Below are 16490 nucleotides of genomic sequence, written 5' to 3' on the forward strand. Positions count from 1 at the left end.
CGCTGGAGGCGACCACGGGGGACGTTGTTAGGGTCCCTTCGACATGAGCGGGCGCGCACGGTTGGCCTGGGCGCTGGGGGTGGGGCTGTTGGGCCATGTGCTCAACCGTTTTCCCGTGGAGCTCATCCCAGGCTTCGACATCCTCCTGGGGTTCTTCCTGGTCATCCCCGCGGCCCCGCTGCTGGGCCCCTGGGGCGCGGGGCTGGCCGCCGGCATCGCCGCGTCCGCCACCCTCCAGCTCTGGGGCCATCCGTGGGCCATGGTGGGCGCGATGATGGAGGGCGTCGTGCTGGGCGCGCTCACCCGGCGCTACTGGCCCCTCCAGGCGGACTGCCTCTACTGGCTGGGTGGAATCCCCTACCTCGTCATCAGCTACCGCCTGGGCCTGGGCCCGGAGGTTCCGTCCTCCAGCGCCTTCGCCATCGCCCTCAAGCAGGCCCTCAACAGCCTGGTGCCGGCGCTGCTGACGCAGGTGGCGCTGATGACGCCCGTGGCGCGCGCCCGGCTCTGGCCGCTGCTGCCGCCCGCGATGCGCACCTTCACCCTGTCATCGGCGGTGAGCTCGGCGCTGCTGTTGGCGCTGACGTTGCCGTTGCTGCTGGTGGGGACCCTGGAGGGCCGGGCCCGCTATGCCGCCGAGCGCCGCCGCATGGACGACCGGGGCCTCTTCACCGCCCACCTGCTGGCGGAGACGGTGGACGCCGAGCTGTCCACCGCGCAATCCCAGGCGGCCCTGCTGGCGAGCGTCGTCATGAACAGGTGGGAGCGCGAGGGCGAGCGGCCGCCCCCGGCCTGGTTGGAGCCGCTGCTGCGGGAATGGGTGTATCACTCCGCGTTCGCGCTCAACGGCGGCGTTGGCGACAGCGCCGGCAGCCTGGTGGCCATCTGGCCGCCGCTGGGCGTGGCGTCCCAGCCGCTGGCGGCGTCCAACTTCGCGGACCGCGCCTACTTCCAGGACGTGCGCCGCACGCGCGCGCCCCTGGTGAGCGGCGTCTTCGCGGGCCGCGCCGCCGTGACGGGTCCGGTCATGGTCGCCGTGGCCCCGCTGCTGCGGCAGCAGCGCTTCGAGGGCTTCACGTTGCTCGCCATCAACCTGCCGCGAATGCGGGCCGTGGCCCAGGAGCGCCTGGCCCCGGGCCAGCGCGCGCTGCTGGTGGACCCGTCTGGCACCGTGGCCTTCGACACCGGCGCGGCGGCGGGGCTGGAGCCCGAGTCCCTGGGCGGCACCTCCCTGGGCGAGGTGGTGGCGAAGCTGCCCGCCACTGGGACCGGCACCTATGTCACCGAGCCCCAGGCGCCCAAGCTGCGGCGGACGCTGTCGGCGCGGCACCTGGCGACCGCGTCCCTGCTCAGGCCGGGCTGGCGCATCGTGGTGGAGCACCCGATGCGCTTCATGGACTTCAGCGTCGTGGGGACCTACCGCGCCCTGCTGGCGACGCTGGCTCTCGCGTTGGTGCTGGCCATCCCCATCACCCGCCTGCTGACCCGCATGGTCTCCAGGCCGGTGGAGGCCGTGGCCGAGGCGGCGGGCCGCATGGCCGCGGGCGAACGCGACGTGCGCGTCTTCGGCCCGCGGCACCGCCCGGGCACCGAGGAAGTGGAGAAGCTGGGCCTGGCCTTCGACGAGATGACGGCCCGCCTCCAGCGACACCTGGAGGAGGTGGAGCGCGCCAGCCAGGCCAAGGTGGCCTTCTTCTCCATCGCCAGCCACGAGCTGAAGACGCCCCTGGCCACCCTCAAGCTGCGCTTGCAGCGGCTGCGCCCGGAGAAGACGGTGCGCCAGCAGGACCTGGTCCTCATGGACCGGCAGGTGGACCGGCTGGCGCGGCTGGTCAACCAGCTCCTGGATGTGTCCGAGCTCTCCAGCGGCCGGTTGTCACTGGCGCGGATGCCGCTGGAGCTGTCCACGCTGGTGCGGCGGGTGGCGGAGCGGCGCGCGGCCTCCGCGCCCCAGCACGCACTGAAGCTGTCGCTGGAGCCCGTGGACGGTTGGTGGGACGAGCCCCGGCTGGAGCAGGTCGTCTACAACCTGGTGGACAACGCCATCCGCTACAGCCCGGAAGGGGGCCCGGTGGAGGTGGTGCTCCGGCGCGAAGGAGGCGACGCGGTGCTGGAGGTGAAGGACCGGGGCGTGGGCCTGGGGCCGGGCGGTGGCGAGGCGCTGTTCTCCCGCGCGCTCCGGGGCGGCACGCTGTCCGCCATCAGCCGCGTGGAGGGCCTGGGCGTGGGGCTCTACCTGAGCCGGGAAATCGTCACCCGGCATGGCGGCACCATCCACCTCGCCGCCCGTGAGGGTGGCGGCACCTGCGCCATCGTCCGCCTCCCCCGGAGCGAGGCTCCCCAGGAGGCGTAGTCCTCACGCGGCCTACCGGCCGGCCGGTGGCACCTCGGGCCAGAGCTGAGGCAGGGCTGGCGCGGCCACATGTGTCAGCCGTAACAAGCCGCGCCCCAGGTCGAGCTGGTAGCGGACGCGAAACCCCGAGTCGAGCACCACCAACCCACCCTGGTCCGACCTCAAGGGCCCGTCGAGCGGAAGGCCCGCGGCGAGAGCGCCCAGCTCACACTGGAGCTTCTCTCGCACCGGAGTCGGACAGCCTGCCAGGGTCCGGAGTGCCCGGGGAGCGAGCTGAAGTCGAAGGGCCATGGTCGTCTCAGACTGACGAGCCGTGGCGATGACGACAAGCCGTACCAGGAGTGCATGTTTGACGTCTGTTTCCAGCGCCATGCGGGGGCAACCCCTCACCTCGCTGTGGAGTGCCAGACATCCCGGCGAGGCGGAACGGCGGCCCGCGACGTCGATGGCGCACGTCGCTTCCGTGTCCATGAGGATGTCTCGTGTTTCACAGACATCCCCCTCAGGTGGGTATCAGCGTATCCCAGCGCCCCGGGGAGGCACCCGCCCTCGGGGTGTCCGTCATCGGACGCCGCGTGCGCGCAGTGCTGGCGCGCCCCCACGCGGCGGGGTATCTGTGACGCCTCGCCTCTTGTCGCCACCATGTCCCGGCCGCTCCAGCACCTGCTTCTCGTCGAGGATGAGCCCGCCTGGCGCGAGCGGCTGGACGTCGTCGCTCGCGCGGAGGGCGTGAAGGTCTCCCACGCGGCGGACGGCCAGGAGGCCCTGGAGTGGCTGTGCACGCGGCCACGCGCCAGCCACCCCGACCTCATCCTCCTGGACCTGCTGATGCCCCGCATGGACGGGTGGGAGCTCTACGGCCAGCTCCGGACCAACGCGCGGCTGCGCCACCTGGGCGTGCTGATGTTCTCCGGGGCCCTGAGCGGCCAGGAGCCCCCCTTGGATGGCGTGGTGGGCTACCTGCGCAAACCCCACACCCCCGAGGCCGTGGACGGCGCCCTGCGCGCCCAGCTTCGGGGACTCCCCGCGCTTCCGGAGCGCGCCGCCACCGAGCCCTACGCGCTGCACCTGCCCGAGGACGTCTGCCTCCCCCTGCGCACGCTGCCCGGCCCCCTGGGCCACGCCGTGCGGCTGCACCTGCTGCGCGCGGCGGAGCTGGTCGGCACCGAGCTGCCGCTGGCCTCCACCTGGCTGATGGCGCTCCCGGGGACGCCGCCCTCGCTGCTGGTGACGGTGGACGGCGTCCAGGTGGAGCTGGAGGTGGACGACACGCAGCGCCGGCTCATCGTCCACGACGTCACGCTGTCACCGCACCTGCGCCACGGAACCTGAGGGCTCAAACCACCGGCAGGTGGCGGAGCTCACCGCTCTCCAAATCCAACCAAAGACCCCTGCCGCCCGCGTCGAAGGTCAGCAACAGGCCGTCGGTGAACCGCGCCTCCGGGCGGACGTCTCCTTCGAACGTCAGCACGGCGCGCAAGGTGCCCTGCCTGTCTGTCAATTGAAACCGCCAGTCCGTCCCCAGAGCCAGCAACTCCAGACACCACTCCCGTGAGATGAGGATGCCCTTGCGCCGCTCATCGTCGGGCTTCGTCCAGACCCGGCTGCGGAGTGAGACGGGCTGCATCCAATTCACACGGAACATCAGCGGCGTCACGCCATCGGCCGGGGCCTCGGAGCGAGGGGGGAACTCCATGCTCAGCATGGCCGTCTCCCCATCCGGGACCATGGACTGGGCGACGAGCACGCGGCGCGGGTCCATGACTTCGGGTGGCAGCGCCGACCGGTCTCGCAGCGTGGGCCCGTCCGCGAGCGCGTACGTCCACCTCTCCCGTTTGCCGACACAGAAGCTCATATGCGTGGCATCCGCCGCGAGGCAGATCGCGGCCTGCTCCAAGCCTGGGACGCTCCAGAGCGCGCGGAAGCCGGAGGCGAGCGCATCCACCATCATCACCGTGGTGTCCTGGGACACGAACCAGACGTCACCATCATAGCTTGGCGCCCACGCGGTCAACGCCACGTCGCACCACGGCCTGCTCCTGCGAGCCACCAGGTCCAGCCGGGACAGCCGCCACACGTCGCCCCGCCTCGCGAGCGCCAGCACCCGGTCTCCATGCCGGGAAGGCACCAGGCAGAAGGCCGGGACGTCGAAGTGGGCCACCGTCCCGCCGTCCGCGCGCACCAGCCTCGCTCCCGCCTCGCCCAGCGCGTACAACAGGCGGCCATCCGGCAGCACCACCGCGTCATGAATCGTGAAGGTCCCCGCGTCGGAGGCCCAGACGGTGGCTTCGGCGCGGGGCCGCGCGTGGTCATCGCGCCAGGCGGGGTGAACGCAGTCGCCCAGCGTCGGCAGGTCCGTGCGGAGGGTGCCGTCGGGCGCGGCGGCCAGCAGGCGCTTGATGAGGTCCAGGTCCGAGGTGAAGCGGGCGTTGCCCGCCGCCCTGTCCCTCAACAGCGCGCGCAGCGTGGGCACCACCAGTGCGGTGCGGTTGGCGGAGGGCGCCTCCTCCACCAGCGCCAGACCGAAGACGAAGCGCTCGGAGGCGCGCCCTGGGGCATCGTCCTCGAGCAGCTCGCGCACCCGCTCGCCCGCCGCTGTCAGCCCATCCGGAAACGCCGTGGCCCACATCGCCAGGAGCCGCACGCCCGTCGCGCCCCCACACGCCACGCCTCGCTCCAACCAGGTGCGCGCCGCCTCACGGTTCTGCGCCACCGGCCACACGACCTGGATGGCGCGCGCGTAGTCACCAGCCTCCGCGAGCGTCTCCGCCCACAGCAACCGGAGCGCGCGCGCCTCCGGTGGATTCGAGCGCTCCAGCCGCGCCACCGCGTCCGCGAAGGCGCCGCTGCGCCGGGCGATGGCGACGGCGCGGGCCACGTCCCCGGCCAGGAACCACTGGCGCACCACGATGCCGGGCTCCAGCTTGCGTCCCTCCGCCAGCTCCGCCGCCAGCTTGAAGCGGCCGTGCCGCTCCAGGAAGGACACGGCCTCCTCGACGGCGCCCAGCAGCTCCGCCAGGACGAAGGCGGCTTCATCGAAGCGGCCCTCCCGCTCGAAGCGGCGGAAGGCCTCGCGGTAGCGCTGCTGGAGCGCGGAGTAGAGGTCCGGCCCTCCCGCGAACACGGCGCCAGCGCCGCCACGCGCCTGGGTCTGGAGCGTGAGCTGCTCCCGCGGGCCCGGCAGCCCCAGGGCCTCGCGCGCGCCGTCGCTCATCTCCTTGCTCAGCGGGATGGCGTGCCGCAGCGCCTCGTGCAGGTCGCCCTCCTCGAACATCTCGAAGAGGCGGCGCACGTACTCCGTCTTGCGCTGCCGGACCCACTCGCCGAGCAAGGTGTTGCGCAGCATCCAGTCGGACAGCCTGCCCCAGGGGCTCGGCCCTCGAGGCGCGGCGGGCGCGGACGGTGGCAGGGCACGCGGCGCCGCGTCACGGGCAGAACCCTGGAGCATCGCGGCCAGCCGCGCCAGCCATCCAGCCGACGGCGTCCTCCCCGGCTGCTGCCCGTGCGCTCCAGCCCCCCGGAGCGTGGCCCCGAGCCGCGCCAGCCACCCGGGCCGTCCGCCTCCGGTGCCGCCACTTTCGCGGGAGGCCGTCCCCGGGTTGGAGAAGCGCGCGCGCAGCCGCGTCAACCACCCGGGCCGAATGAGCCTGCCATCAGCGCCTGCGCGCCCCACCGTCCCCTCGGGCGTGAGCTTCGCGCGCAGCCGCGCCCACCAGCCCGGACCGCGGGCCGGCGCGGTGACGGCGCGCCCCTCCATGCGCGCGAGCATGGCCTGGGCCTCGGGTGACGGCTCGGGCACCCCTGGGCCGAAGCGCTCGCGCGACGGCGGCGGCAGGGGCTCCAGGACGGCCACGGGCGGCGGCGGCGCGCCCAGAGTCTCCGGAGCCCGGAGCCGCCACCCGGACACCTCGAGCCAGGCGGACACGTCCACCCGAGGCAGCGCTCCGGCGGAGAAGGTCTGGGCCTGCCCGCCGAGCACCAGCACCACCGTGTCTTCATGGAGGCTCGGGTGCCGGCGCTCCGCCTGGGACAGCGGCGCGGAGGTGAGCACGCCGTGCTCCCGCGTGAGCGGCAACCCGGGCGCGGTGTCACACGCCACCACGCGCGGCGTGGACAACTCCACAAGATATCCACCCGCCACGGCGTGAACGGACACGGTGGGGGACCACATCGCCAGGATGCGGCGGCGCGCCTCCGCCTCGCCGAGCAGCGCCGGGTCGAGCCAGAGGGCCGAGGCCTTGACGGTGCCTCGGTGCACCTGCTGTCGGGGCCGCAGCAGCCCGGCGCGCGCCGTGCTCATACGCCGCCTCCTGTCTGGATGCGGCACAGCACCACGTTGTGCTCCAGGTGATACAGCACCAACTCACCTTCCGTCGTCAGCCACGCGAGCACAGGCACCGCATGACTGGCTTCGGCGTGGACCACGTCCGCGGCGGCCACCACCAGCTTCGACTGATGATGCGCGCCCATGCTCCAGAAGCTCCGCTGGTCTGGTTCGAGCGCCAGCAGCCCCGCCAGCCCTTCCGGCCCCGGAAAGGCCCCGACGCCCACGGCCCGAAAGCCGGGCGGCAACGTCACGACCTCCACCGCCTTCCGATGGTGCAGGCCCCACACACCTGGCTCGTTGTTCACGGCAATCAACCCGGCGTCCGAATGGCCCGGGTGGTGCGACGCACCGAACCAGACGGTGCCGATTCGCGAGTCCTCCAGCGGCACCTGGCTCACCTCATTGGGGCTCACGATGCCCAGCCGTACGCCGCTCCCGGGCCCCACCTGGCCATCGCGCGTGACGACCATGTTGACGCCCCTGACATGAGCAGCGGTCATGACGTCTCGTGCCACCAGCGCGGAGACCACGCGGCGCGTGGCCGGGTCCTCCTCGAAGCAGTAGAGGTTGTCATCCAGTCCCACGAGGAGCACGCACTCCCGGTTGAGGGCATTGAGGTAGGTCGTCAGCCTCCCCAGCCGCTGCCCCGCCTCGGGAACCGGCGGGTGCGACTGCGTGTCGCGCAGGCCCCAGGGAAAGACCGCGCGCGGGTGGTAGATGATGCGGTGTTGCAGTTGTCCCCGAAAGACGTAGTCACCCGCCTTCTTCGCCAGCACGAGCAGGCCGCCCTGACGCCGCCACCCCGCGCCCAGGAAGGTCTCACCGCGCTGCGGTCTCACTCGCTGGGGCCGCGCCACGGTGGCCCGAGGGGAGTTGGGCAGCGCCATGGCGCCCACGCTTCCATCCGAATAGAAGAGCAGCAGCCGGCGGCCATCCGCGGAAAAAGCAAACCGCGACACCCGCGTGCTCTGCGTCGTCTTCACGGGCGCGGCGACGCGGGCACGGAACGGGTCTCTCAACAACCGCACGCTGTCACCGGGCGGCGGCAGGTCGAGCACCACGGAGCGCGGCGCGCGCGATACGGCGCGGACGTCCACCGCGAGCTGACGCACCTCGGGGGCCAGGACCTCCGAGACCTCGATGCGTGAGAACGACTCCGCGCCTGCCAGCCGGGACAGGCGGGGCGCCCCCACGAGCCAGACGTCCATCGTCCTCGCGTCGAGCCCAAGCGCCTCCCGCCAGGCCACGAGACGCTCAGCGGAAGGCGGCGCGGTGTCACGCGCGCCCAGCCAGGCGCCCACCGTGGCGGGCGTCACGTCCGTGAAGGCGCCCCCCTTCGGGTCGGCCTGAAGCACGCCCCAGGTGAAGGGGGCGCCCGCGGCCTGGGCCCTGCGGGCCATGACGATGAGCAACGCGAGGTGCGCGAGGCGGGGCGCGCCGAGCTGGTCAGGCCCCGCGTCGAGCAACGCCACCGTGCGGTGCGCGCGCCGGGGCTCGCGGAACGCGGGCTTGAGAAAGGACAGCTCTCCGAAGGCGGCGCGGCGCACCAGCTCGTCGGGGGCCTCCAGGGCCCACAGCCACTCGCTCACCAGCAGCCGGTCGAAGGCGCCTCTTCGCGACAGGCCGTCGTACCCCTGGGGCTCGCCCCCCTCCCGCTCCGAGGGCGCCCGCAGCGGCCCGAGCGCCGCGGACAACCGGGCGACCAGCGGGCCCAGGTGCAGCGCCGCGTCCAGGGGGAACTTCGAAAGGCTCTCCGCCCAGGGGCGCAGCGCATGCGGCAACGCGGTCATGGCGAGCCCCGGGGCGCGCTCGCGTCCAGCCACGCTTGAAGCGTGACACGGGACACGGACCGCGCGGCCGCCACGCTGACCATGGACAGGGACGCGGGCAGCACCGCCAACAGCGTCCCTCCTCCGTGCGCCTGGGCGAGCAAGGCGCGCTCCAACAGCGGCGCCGCCACATCGGGCGCCAGCGCGCAGGGCACCAGGAGCGAAGGCGCGGCGTCATCGCGTCCCAGGTACACCGCGCCGTCGACCCACGGCAGCGACGCTGAAGCGCCAAGCAGCACGAGCAGGCCCGGCCCCGCGACACCTTCCCAATGGGCGAGGCGTGCGTCGTCCTCCGCGAGGATTCGGCGAGCGAGCGCCACGGCCACGGCGCCTTCCCCGGCGACGGCGAGGGGCTCCAGCGGCTCGGCGCGCGAACGCCACCGCACCGGCACGCGAGCGGCCTCACCGCCACCCGGCGCCAGCGCGCTCACACCGCCACCTCCACCTCGGAGGACCCGGCGCCGGAGGTGAGCACGCCCGCGACCTCCGCGCGCAGCACCTTCAAGTCCTCGGGGAGGGAGTCGGGCGCGAAGCCCGCGTCCATCTCCCGCGCCACGCCCTCCAGCTTGAGCCGCCACGCGGAGAGCGCCTCGGCGTCGTCGTCCCCGGGCCGCTCCGCCAGCAGCGCCTGCCCCGCCGAGGCGATGCGCCGCGCCCGCGCCAGGGGCCCCGCGCTGGCCTCCAGCGCCGCCGCGGGCAGCGCCGCGTTCTCCGCCCCGGCGAGCACGTCCCGCAGCACCTCCCGAGCCAGCGCCTGCGCCTCCTTCGTCGGTACGGCGTACACGAGCGGCCACAGGTCCGCGGTGCCTGGCGTGCGCCGGCCCGCGAGCGCGGCGGCGGCGGCGATGAGCTTCTGCACCTTCACGGCGCGGCGGTCTGAGAGCGCCACCCCGGCGGCGCGCAGCGTGCGCAGCGCATGGGCCAGGTGGGGACGCACGCCGGACAGGTCCGCCTCGCGCGCGGCCTGGGCAATCACATCCAGCGACGCCAACGAGGTGGTCCGCGCCTCCGCCTCGCCCCACAGCGAAGCGCCCCCCGCGAGCAGCTCCTCCAGGCGGGGGTCCGGCACGGGCTCGACGAAGATGCGCGCGAGGAAGCGGTCCGCGAAGGCGGCCAGCGACTCGTCTTCCGGCAGGGCATTGGAGGCGCCCACGCAGACACGCAGGGGGCAGGCCATCCGGGTGTGGCCGCGCCGGAAGGTGCGCTCGTTGAGGAGGCCCAGCAGCGTGTTGAGGATGGCGGTGGAGCCGAGGAACACCTCGTCGAGGAAGGCGACCTCGGCCTCGGGCAGCATGCCCTGGGTCTCCGTTGCGACGATGCCCTCGCGCAGCTTGCGCAGGTCCACGGGGCCGAAGAGCTCCGAGGGCTCGGTGAAGCGGCCCAGGAGGTATTCGAAGTAGGAGCCGCCCAGGACGCGCGCGGTGCGCCGCACGGCCTCGCTCTTCGCGGTGCCCGGCGGGCCGACAACGAGCAGGTGCTCCCCCGCCACGGCGGAGAGCGCGACCAGCTCCACCATCGCCTCGCGTTCGACCAGGCCCCGTCCCGCGCTGGCGAGCGCATCACGAACGGAGGAGGCGGCGGATTCGAAGGAGCTGGCCATGAACACAACCCTAGCCGCCGGACTTGCCCTCCGAAAGCGCGTGCAGCCCCCCTCCCCGCCCCCCTTCCGACAGGGCGGCAGTAGCTGGACTGTCCGCGGGGATGCGCATGACCCCGCCTCGGCGCGCGCGACTGCCGGATTTCATGACACGCAGCGGCGCTGGGAGTCCCCCGGGCCGCCCTCCAGGCATAGACTGCAACGCATGAGAAAGCAGTCGACGTGGGTGGCGGTGGTGGGCGTGCTGTGTGTGGGAACGGAAGCGGTGGCGGCGGGCTGGAATGGCTATGCATCGCTGGGCGCTGGCATCACCCTGGACCACCTGAGCGACTTCCGCACGAAGGGCCCGGCCCTGCACGGGTACCTGGGCCTGGAGACCCCGCCGGGATTGTCGGTGGGCCTGCTCGCGGAGATTTCCGAGACGTGGGGCCAGCAGTTCCCGGACGCGATGCGCGCTGGGCAGTGGGAGCGCGCGCAGCTCGACTACCGGGCGGTGGGCATCGAGGCGCGGCTGCGCTTCTTCCAGGACAAGCCCATCACCCCGTGGGTGGGGGCGCGGCTGTCGAAGAGCTGGGGGAGCACCTTCACACCGGATGACGTGGGGACGTGGCTGCGGGAGAACATCGACACCACGAGCATGGCCTTCCGGGTGGGCGTGGACGGCTGGTTCAGCGACACCTGGGGCATCTCCGTCTCCACGGGCTTCCAGTTCTGCGACGTGAAGCTGACGTCGAACGCGCTCAACCAGTGCGCCAGGCTGATGCAGTCGGTGATTGCCGGGCCGGTGTTGCGCATCTGAGGCAAGGGGCCCGAGCGCCCGTTAGAGTGCGCCCGTCATGAGCGCCTCGACGACATCGCCCTCCGCCGTGGGGCCACGCTGGCTGTATCTGCACGGCTTCGCCTCGGGTCCGGATTCGAAGAAGGGCGTGGCCGTGGCCCGGCACTACGCCGAGCAGGGCATCGCGGTGGAGCGGCTGAACCTGCGCGTCCCGTCCCTGGAGCAGCTCCGGCTGAGCGCCATGCTGGACACGGTGCTGGCGGCGATGGGCGGCCCCGAGGAGCGGGTGGTGCTGCTGGGCTCCAGCCTGGGGGGACTCACGGCGGCCCGGGTGGCGGAGCAGGACGCCCGCGTGTGCGCGCTGGTGCTGCTGGCGCCCGCCTTCCGCGTCGTCCCGCAGCTCCGCAGGCGGATGGGGGACGCGGCGTGGCGACACTGGGAGACGTCGGGCTGGATTGAGACGGACGACTTCGTGACCCAGCGCAAGGTGCGCATCCACTCGGGCTTCATCGCCGACGCGGAGGGGGTGGACGCGCGCACGGGGGGCTGGCCCGACGTGCGGGTGCCGACGCTCATCATCCACGGCCGGCAGGATGACACCTGCGACGTGCGCACCTCGCGCCAGTGGGCGGAGGGCAAGCGCCACGTCCGGATGGTGGAGGTGGACGATGGCCACGAGCTCACGGCGTCACTGCCGACGATTCTGGAGGAGACCGAGGTGTTCCTCCAGCCCTGGGGCGCCCGGGCCGCGCGCGCTCAGAGTTCGATGCCGTAGGCGGCGGCCATCTGCCGGGCGAATTGCATGACGCTGTACGGCGTGTCTCGGCCCAGCGTCACCTGGGTGCGCCGCCCGTCCACCTGCCACGACAGGGTCGTCACCTGCTCGTCATGCGCGGGGGGCCGTGCGGCCTGACGGCCGTTGTCGCTCACCCTCAGCCGGCGCGCCGCGATGAGCAGCGTGGTGAGCCGATGGGCGTCGGTCCCTCGCACGGTCCGCGAGAACATGAAGCGCCCATCCGCGTGGACCTCGAGCCAGAAGTCCCGCGTGCCGGGCATGCCGGGTGTCTTCTGGAGCGTGAGCACGATGTCCTTCGCGGAGAACCGCTCCGGCCGTTCGGGGTGGCTGAGCCCGGAGAGCCCTTCGTTCAACCGCGGTTGAATCAGCGGTGAGTGGCGCAGGAAGTCCTGGAGCGAGCCTTCGACCACGTCGGTGCAGTCCCGCCGCGTCCAGCCGTCGGCGCGCTCGAGGTGATAGAAGACGTTGTCGACGTACCACTGCGTGTCACCGTTCCAGACGACGAGGACGCTCGTGGGCTGGGTCTCCGGCTCGATGAGCGTGGAGAAGAAGCGCCGCTCCTCCGCTGGAGAGCGGAGGTAGCCGGTCAGGTCACGAGGGAGCAGCTCACGGAGCTTGGACGCCCCCACCGCCTGCGCCTTGAAGTACGCGGCCAGCGTGGTCGAGGGCTTCTGCTCGCGGAAGTAGGGCAGGAAGACGAGCTCCAGGGCCAGCGGGTCCACGCCCGCGGGGGGCACGAGCTCGCACCGCTCGATGAATGGCCGGTAGTCCTCCCGCCCCATGCCGTAGCGCTTCCCGTCCGCGCCGATGTGGACGTCGCTCCCCGCCTTCGGGTCGCCACGATCGACTGCGCGGTAGAGTTCGAAGCGTACGGCGGGCACGGGTGGGGACACGGGAGCACCTTTCTTGGGAACCACGGGCGCGGCGCCCAGCAGCGGGCAGACCAGGAGGAGGACGACCACGAGTTGGAGTCGCGTCATGACTCACAGTGAACCATAGCCGTGAATTCCAGGGACAGGCTTCTTGAGGTAGGCGCCCCCTCGCCTCCAGCGCCGAGTCCGCCTGTGGGCGCGTCTGCCTTGGCGAGGCGTTGGACGGCAGGTTCGCCGCCGCGTCCGCCGTCGTCACGGCTCATCAAGTGCGTCGAGCTGAACCTGGGCCAGCTCGCGGTAACTGTTCAGGGGGATGGGCGGTTGAAGAAGGAGCAGGCCAGCAGCCGGCGGGGGGCTTGTCGCTCGCAGACGCGGCGGGGGACATGGGACATGGCCTGTCGTGGCAGAGGTCGCCCCCAAGGATGCGCGCATCGCGGAGCTCGAGCGTCAAGTCGAGGAGCTGACTCGACTGGTGCAGGAGCTGCGGGAGCAGTTGCGTCGCAACTCGGGCAATTCAAATCGGCCGCCATCGAGCGACACGCCGGGGCAGAAGGCCGAGCGGCGCAGGCCGAGCGGGAGTGGGAAGAAGCGCGGTGGTCAGCCTGGACACGAAGGGCTGACACGCGCGCTGGTTGCCGAGGAGAAGGTGAGCGAGTTCAAGCACCTCTTCCCGTCCGCATGTGAGCATCGCTGGGCCCCCTCTCAACCGAAGGCGGCTCGCGGGAGCGTCACGACCCGTCGGTGGAGCTACCGCCGCTCAAGGCCGGAGAAGAATGTGCTCGAATTCCTGACGGCCTGCTGCACCGCCGCACGGACGGGGGCGCCCCCACCCTCGCTCTTCGCCGCGGCCTGAGCGCTACGCGGCCTTCTTTCCCATTGGGAAGTAGCGCGTCGCGTTTCGCTCGCCGGCGCTGCGCACACGGCCCTCCCTCTTCAAGCGCATCATCGGCCGGTGCAGCGCCCGAGACTTCTCGCCCATGCGAGCGGCAAGGACAGCCATCGTCTCGCCGGGGCACGCATGCACCGCTCCGTGTAGCCGCTCCGCGAGGTCGGCGACCGCACTCGAAGACCGCCGGCCTCCCGTCCTTCTGCGCTGCGTTGCGACGCTTGGCGATTGCTTCCAGCTTCGCTGGGGTTCTCCTGTGCATCCACCACGGGCTGCACACGCCGACGACGGCCTCCCCCCTGAACGGTTACGGTATGTCCGGGAGTGGAGACTGCGGGGCAGACTGGCTCACGCCATCGACCTGTCCGCGCGCGTCATCAACCAAGGCGTGGGATTGCCTACAGGGAGCGCCATCGTTAGGCTGACTGGCACTTCCTGCGTGTTCGCAGCCGGTCTCGCCAGCCGGACCCAACTCGGCGTCTGAATTGACCTCGCTTCCCAGTCTGGTGTGGTCCTCGCGCGAGAGCATCCGCGCGCAGTTGATTTCCCTCCTGAACGCGACGCCGCCCGAGAGCCTCGACACGCGGCGGCGCATCGTCTGGATGCTCGGCAGCTTCGGCGGCGTCGAGCAACTCCCGCTCTTCCGCGAGCTCCTGCTCAATCCGAACGAGGACTTCTACCTCCGGGACCTCGCGCTGCGCGCTGGAGCGAAACACGGCCTCGAACTCTCGGAACAGGAGTTCCTCCATCTCGACGCGGAGTCACGCGACCGCAGCGGCCCGGCCTTCGTCGTCCTCCAGTTGCTCTCCTTCGCACGGCTCGCGTCCTTTGGCCCCGCCATGGAGGAGGCCCTCCTTCGACTCTCTCCCGGGCTCCGCGCCTACCTGCTCGTCGCGCAACGTCGAAATCCCAGCGCGCCACAGTCCCCGAAGCGCTCCCGGCCGACAGGCGCACCCGTATCCCGGCTCAACCGAGGCTCCACGCTTCTCCCCATCCTCTCCCGGAGTGTCGTCAATCAGCCGCCCGCCTTCCCGGAGTGGCTCTTCGCGCGCTGGTACCACGCTGACCGTCACCTCCTCCAAGAGGAGCAGGTGGACTCCTGCCAACGGCTCAACCTCTGCGTCGCGCTCGCATGGAGGGAGCGGCCTGAAGTCTGGCCGCTCTTCACGGAGTGGGCCGCCGAGGCCCCTGATTGGGATGAGCTGCGCGTGGACTGGGGCGTCTCCCGTGATGAGCTGGCTCGAATCACACGCACCGCCCCGGGGCTCCATCAGCGCGCCGCGGAGGCCCTGTCGCTCCCCCTGCCCGACTTGATTGCACATTGGGGCGAGGAGCCCCTGCTGCTCCGCATCGAGCGAGCCCTACGCACGGAGAGCATGGCCTCCAGGGTGCCCTGCCTCGTGGTGAAGCACCCGCATGCATACGCCTGGGCCAGGGACCTGCTGTTCGATTGGGACGTGGCTCAGCGCCGAGTGCTGTACCCCTTCCTCTGCGATGCCGTCATGGCCTCGGAGGTCCGGAGCGACTTGCTCGAGCACCTGTCGGACCATGACCGCTCCGCCGCCGTCCGCTGGGCGCTCGCCGCGGGGCGCTATCCCGGAAACACGGCACCCATCAACACGGTCCTCCGGCATGTCGTGGCTCATACGCCGACCGCGGAGGACCGCCCCCTGCTCCTCTCGGCGCTTCACGGCGCGAACGAGCAGATGCGCGGACTCGCGGTCTCCGGTCTGGTCGCGCTCGGCGAATCCGGCCCGGCCTGGACGGACACGCTCCGCGCCCTGGTCCACGAGTCCTCTCCCGACATCCGCATCCCCGCCGCCGCGGGGCTGGTCCAGCAAGGCCAGCGCGAATGGCTGACACTGCTCCGCCATATGGCCACGGAAGCGCCATCCAAAGACGTGAAGGCCAACGCCATCCGGTGGCTCGGCCGGCTGGACGGAGGCACCAGCAGGGACGTGTTCGCGCAGGTGCTCGCCAGCGCCGCCACGTCAGGGGAGGACGCCCTCAAATCCTTCAGCCGCCCATTGGCAGTCGCTCCCGAAGTCGAAGCGGCCCTCGAAGCACTCTCCCACGGAGGAACGGACGAAGACCTCTGCCTCCTGCTGAACGCGGGCCTGCGGCTGGGCTGCCCCCTCCTGTTGGAGGAACTGTGGTCCCACCACCTTGCACGCCCAGAAGACCGTATGAGCCACAACGAACCGGCGGGCGGGTAGCCGCCGACTCGGCAAAGCCAGACACCCGCCCAGGTGTTCACTCCCGGCAGTCCGGCGGACGGCCATGGCACTCCCGTCGCGGCCGTTGACGCCTTGCGATTAAGTTGCGCGCCATGAACCGCGAATACCACCGCTGGTACAGCGAGCGGCTGCACCGCGACATGGAGCTGCTCATCTTCGGCCACTCGGGTGAGCCCGTGCTCCTGCTCCCGACGAGCAAGGGCCGCTTCTTCCAGGCCGAGGACTTCGGCCTCATCGGCGCCATCGCCGACCGCGTCCAGTCCGGCCGCTACATCGTGGTGTGCCCGGACTCGGTGGATGAGGAGTCCTGGTTCAACACCGCCATCCACCCGGCGGAGCGCATCAAGCGCCACCAGCAGTGGGAGGACTATCTCCTCCACGAGGTGGTGCCCCTGCTCAAGAGCCGCGGCACCGCCGGGCGCCTCACGCTGGCCGGGTGCAGCTTCGGGGGCTTCCACTCGTACAACGTCGGCCTGCGCCACCCGCACGTCTTCCGGCGCCTGCTGTCCATGGGCGGCAAGTTCGAGACGAACGAGTTCCTCGACGGCCACCACGACCCGGACGTCTACTTCCACTCGTGCACGGAGTGGCTGCCCAACCTCACGGACCCCGCGCAGCTCGCCGCGCTCCAGCGCGTGGAGATGGTGCTGGCGGTGGGCGAGCACGACTTCTGCCGCCCCTCCAACGAGCACCTCTCCAACCTGCTCTGGAAGAAGGACATCGGCAACCACCTGGCCGTGTGGCAGGGCGGCACGCACGACTGGCCCGTGTGGCGGCAGATGATTCAGCAGTACCTGCCCTGGTAGCCGCCGCGT

The 16490-nt window shown here is 71.7% G+C and carries 12 protein-coding genes and 1 pseudogene; 7 read left to right on the plus strand and 6 right to left on the minus strand.

Annotated elements, in window-relative coordinates:
- The first annotated feature begins 43 nt into the window (after positions 1-43).
- Positions 44-2353 carry a sensor histidine kinase gene (locus MYMAC_RS33860; RefSeq protein ID WP_095961066.1) on the plus strand — a complete coding sequence of 770 codons (2310 nt, stop codon included), beginning with the start codon at positions 44-46 and terminating at the stop codon, positions 2351-2353.
- A gap of 12 nt (positions 2354-2365) precedes the next feature.
- On the opposite strand, the gene MYMAC_RS33865 is transcribed toward MYMAC_RS33860, so the two are convergent.
- Positions 2366-2644, minus strand: coding sequence for a hypothetical protein (locus MYMAC_RS33865; protein ID WP_238539974.1), 279 nt, complete (start codon positions 2642-2644; stop codon positions 2366-2368).
- A 351-nt stretch (positions 2645-2995) separates the two neighbouring features.
- On the opposite strand from MYMAC_RS33865, the gene MYMAC_RS33870 reads away from it, so the two are divergent.
- Positions 2996-3685 (plus strand): response regulator, encoded by a 690-nt coding sequence (locus MYMAC_RS33870; protein ID WP_095961067.1) that lies wholly within the window; start codon positions 2996-2998, stop codon positions 3683-3685.
- 4 nt (positions 3686-3689) lie between these two features.
- On the opposite strand, the gene MYMAC_RS33875 is transcribed toward MYMAC_RS33870, so the two are convergent.
- Genes MYMAC_RS33875 through MYMAC_RS33890 form a run of 4 tightly spaced genes read right to left on the minus strand, consistent with a single transcriptional unit; the run spans position 3690 to position 10109 of the window.
- Positions 3690-6653 carry a bpX6 domain-containing protein gene (locus MYMAC_RS33875; protein ID WP_095961068.1) on the minus strand — a complete coding sequence of 988 codons (2964 nt, stop codon included), beginning with the start codon at positions 6651-6653 and terminating at the stop codon, positions 3690-3692.
- Complete coding sequence (locus MYMAC_RS33880) at positions 6650-8470, minus strand: hypothetical protein (protein WP_095961069.1); 1821 nt, start codon at positions 8468-8470, stop codon at positions 6650-6652. Before MYMAC_RS33880 ends, MYMAC_RS33875 begins: the two co-directional genes overlap by 4 nt.
- The gene (locus tag MYMAC_RS33885; protein ID WP_095961070.1) at positions 8467-8940 is read right to left on the minus strand and encodes a bpX5 domain-containing protein; all 474 of its coding nucleotides are present in this window, start codon (positions 8938-8940) and stop codon (positions 8467-8469) included. Before MYMAC_RS33885 ends, MYMAC_RS33880 begins: the two co-directional genes overlap by 4 nt.
- A complete protein-coding gene (locus MYMAC_RS33890; protein WP_095961779.1) occupies positions 8937-10109 on the minus strand; it encodes an AAA family ATPase in 1173 nt (390 codons plus the stop codon). Before MYMAC_RS33890 ends, MYMAC_RS33885 begins: the two co-directional genes overlap by 4 nt.
- Positions 10110-10311: 202 nt before the next feature.
- Here MYMAC_RS33890 and MYMAC_RS33895 point away from each other — a divergent pair, with 202 nt between their 5' ends.
- Together MYMAC_RS33895 and MYMAC_RS33900 are read left to right on the plus strand one after the other, a co-directional pair.
- Positions 10312-10905 (plus strand): hypothetical protein, encoded by a 594-nt coding sequence (locus MYMAC_RS33895; protein WP_043710013.1) that lies wholly within the window; start codon positions 10312-10314, stop codon positions 10903-10905.
- Between the two features lie 37 nt (positions 10906-10942).
- A complete protein-coding gene (locus tag MYMAC_RS33900) occupies positions 10943-11659 on the plus strand; it encodes a YqiA/YcfP family alpha/beta fold hydrolase (RefSeq protein WP_095961071.1) in 717 nt (238 codons plus the stop codon).
- Here the strand turns inward: MYMAC_RS33900 and MYMAC_RS33905 are convergent.
- Positions 11641-12660: a hypothetical protein gene (locus MYMAC_RS33905; protein WP_170114688.1), complete on the minus strand. Its 1020-nt coding sequence runs from the start codon at positions 12658-12660 to the stop codon at positions 11641-11643. The genes MYMAC_RS33900 and MYMAC_RS33905 overlap by 19 nt on opposite strands.
- A gap of 292 nt (positions 12661-12952) precedes the next feature.
- Between MYMAC_RS33905 and MYMAC_RS33910 the strand changes: the two are divergent.
- The 3 genes and pseudogenes from MYMAC_RS33910 to MYMAC_RS33925 all read left to right on the plus strand — a co-directional run.
- A pseudogene (locus MYMAC_RS33910) lies at positions 12953-13335 on the plus strand (DUF6444 domain-containing protein); the annotation flags it as partial.
- Between the two features lie 588 nt (positions 13336-13923).
- A complete protein-coding gene (locus MYMAC_RS33920) occupies positions 13924-15654 on the plus strand; it encodes a HEAT repeat domain-containing protein (RefSeq protein ID WP_157770488.1) in 1731 nt (576 codons plus the stop codon).
- A gap of 113 nt (positions 15655-15767) precedes the next feature.
- Positions 15768-16481 (plus strand): esterase family protein, encoded by a 714-nt coding sequence (locus tag MYMAC_RS33925; protein WP_013937328.1) that lies wholly within the window; start codon positions 15768-15770, stop codon positions 16479-16481.
- The last annotated feature ends 9 nt before the right edge of the window (positions 16482-16490 follow it).

Source organism: Corallococcus macrosporus DSM 14697, from assembly GCF_002305895.1.
In the GTDB taxonomy this organism is placed as follows: domain Bacteria; phylum Myxococcota; class Myxococcia; order Myxococcales; family Myxococcaceae; genus Myxococcus; species Myxococcus macrosporus.